This window comes from Chamaesiphon sp. OTE_75_metabat_556 (genome assembly GCF_031378165.1).
Lineage (GTDB): Bacteria > Cyanobacteriota > Cyanobacteriia > Cyanobacteriales > Chamaesiphonaceae > Chamaesiphon.
Map to the genome: position 1 here is coordinate 1 of NZ_JANNDR010000134.1, position 2860 is coordinate 2860.

Here is a 2860-nt window from a genome sequence, read left to right on the forward strand (position 1 = left end):
GTCCCATTCGGATCGCACAACAATTCCCACGGCAACCGCAAGATCTCTGGCTGACTCGCCGCGATCGTGATTTGTCGCCCCTCACCCTCGGCATCCTGAAATTCATTAAATAACCGCTCGGCAGATCGATCGGCAAACACCGCCTGAAATAACGCCTGTCCCCACACCTTCAACTTTGCCACAATTCTCTCGGCGCGGCTATCATCTACATCCGCCGCATACTGAGTCGGATATGCTTCCAAATACCACTGCATATCCGCCCAATCCTCTTTTGTCAAGGGTGAGATAAAGGGGATAGAATTCGTGGTTCGATTGTCTAATTTGACGGTAACGAGATCGATCGAACTAAAGCTCAAACTCAATTCCAGCATCATCTCTCTCATATTCCCCTCCTCGGAGGGGCAGGGGTGGGTTACACGCTACGCAAAAAACGAGGATGCTCCCATGCGTAATTTACTTGTGGGGGCAGAAACCCGACTTTTCCAAAAAGTCGGGTTTCTTGGGGTTTCTTGGGGGATCTTGTCGCAGCTTTATGTATTATTCCCATAGTCTTCGCAAAAAGCCTTCAACCCGATATGCACGATGACGACGATCGCCGCCACAGCCAAAGGTGACACCACATTCCCCGAAAAACCCATCGTCACCAACACCGCACCCAATCGCTCTAGGGCATCTTTATTATTCAGATCGCCCCATTTATGCCACTGTTGATTTAATAATCCATCCTTATCGCAAATATCCGTCTTCGCCGCCCGCCCAAACTTCGCCAAGAAACTCGGCATCGGTTCCTTGGTTAAACTCTCGATCGATTCCTTCTGCTTGCTCAAAGCACCACCTGGCTCTAACTCATCTCCAGATTTATAGGTAGCGTTTCCTGATCGACGCAACTCTTGTAACTGTCGATCGATCTCTGTGGATAATTCTTCAATCTCTTCTGGTGAAAAAATCTCAGTCATGATTTATAAATTAGGTGCAGAAATTTACAACCCCAAAATATTGAGATCGACTGTCTCAACTTTCTCCATTTTGCCCTAAAAAATGGAGATCGTTTCTAGCGATTGCCCGATCGAGTTTTTCAGCAAAAATTAATCTGGCGATTAGGGTTGTCTGGTGACGATCGTTGGTCTTGCGATTATAATGAAGATGATATAGCAGTCCTATTTGATTTGTAAGAAGATCGTAGGGTGTGTTATCGCGATAGCGTAACGCACCGAATAATAAATCTCATGAATCATTTAGGATTGCTATAATACTCGATTTGCTTGACAGAACATCAGTTCTATTATGTTTAGATACTAGACTCTATTTTTAGATCGACTAATAATCCTCATCCAGACGTTGACTAGTAGCGATAAAAGCATCTCGCCGCAAGCAGGGATAATCACTCAACCACAGATTGAGATCTGGTAAATAGACGTCAGATACTTTGGCAAAAGAACTCAGATCGGGACGATAAGACATCACAATCATCTCGACAATTTGGCCGCGTGAAATCCCTTTATAAGCCTTCTTTAACGGCACGGAAACCTCGGTAATAAATCCCGTTTCGTCACCGACTTCCAGATGCAATCTGGTTTCAATATCTTCAATAATTACTAAATTGCCTTTGTTATCGACAGTTTCTCTTTCGCCGACGAGATCGTCTGTGACATAGAGATCTAGCACTTCACCGCGCCAGAAACCACTGTAGGGAAATTGCCGAAATTGCCAATTGCGCCGACTGGCTAAGACGATCGGCTCCCACCACCAATATAACCCCGCGATCGCCATCGGTACTGGAGCTTGCCACTCCACATCATCAGGCGACAAGAACCGTAAAAATGCATAAGTTAAGGACACCGCCGCGATCGAAATAATCATCCGTCGCAAAAAGTCCGACCATTTTCCCCAGCAATATTTGTACTGCACTCCCATCGCTAATACTGGTACTAATTCTTCAAATTTGTTACGGGTAATTGGAACTAGCATGTTTGTAAGGGGCGGGGGACGGGGCGATGGGGGGACGGGGCGACGAAGGAGAATGAATAAATCTTTGGTGCGTTACCCTACGGGATAACACACCCTACCGTCTTCTTACGAATCAAATAGGATTGCTATCTCAACTATCAACTATCAAAGGATTTTTTCTAAGCCGTATACTAGCGATTTTAGTCCCAAAATCTTGCGAATGGCGAGGAGGACTCCGGGCATATAGCACGATCGATTGGTAGTATCGTGGCGGAGTAGATAGATCTCACCAGGCGCACCGAAGATGATTTCTTGATGGGCGATGTAGCCAGGGAGTCGGATGCTATGGATGCGGATATTTTCATCAGCGATACAACCTCTAGCTCCAGCGATTTTTTCGGATTCGGTGACGCTGGGCGGATTGAATGTTTTACCGAGTTCGCCTAATAGTTGCGCGGTTTGGATGGCAGTACCGCTGGGGGCATCGGCTTTTTGATTGTGGTGGAGTTCGATGATTTCGACGTGCTCGAAAAATTTGGCGGCTTGGATCGCGGCTTGCTGCATCAAGATTACCCCGATCGAGAAATTGGGGATAATCAGACAGCCAGTACTCGCTTTGTCAGCAAATTCGGCGAGTTGCTGAATCTGGGTGGTACTCAATCCCGTGGTGCCGACTACCGGACGCACGCCATAGGCGATCGCGGAGCGGACGTTTTCATAGATACTGTCGGGATGGGTAAAATCGACCATCACGGCGGCTTGTTTTTCTTGGGATGCCATCGCCAGGATCGCTTGGAGATCGTTCATCACGGGGATCTCTAATGCTCCACAGCCAGCCATTTCACCGATGTCTTCGCCCTGGATCTTGGGGTTACGATCGACCGCACCTAGCAACACCAAATCGGGAGCGTTC

At 47.4% G+C, this 2860-nt stretch carries 4 protein-coding genes; all 4 read right to left on the reverse strand.

The annotated features are described in order from the left end of the window. Positions 1 to 383: hypothetical protein (locus tag RMO27_RS05730; RefSeq protein ID WP_309730336.1), on the reverse strand; the 383-nt coding region annotated here is incomplete at its 3' end. 147 nt (positions 384 to 530) lie between these two features. Further along, a complete protein-coding gene (locus RMO27_RS05735) occupies positions 531 to 956 on the reverse strand; it encodes a hypothetical protein (RefSeq protein WP_309730338.1) in 426 nt (141 codons plus the stop codon). A gap of 361 nt (positions 957 to 1317) precedes the next feature. After that, positions 1318 to 1968: a phosphate ABC transporter permease gene (locus RMO27_RS05740; RefSeq protein ID WP_309730341.1), complete on the reverse strand. Its 651-nt coding sequence runs from the start codon at positions 1966 to 1968 to the stop codon at positions 1318 to 1320. Positions 1969 to 2112: 144 nt separating this feature from the next. After that, the coding region (gene dapB / locus RMO27_RS05745; protein ID WP_309730344.1) for a 4-hydroxy-tetrahydrodipicolinate reductase at positions 2113 to 2860 on the reverse strand (748 nt) is incomplete at its 5' end.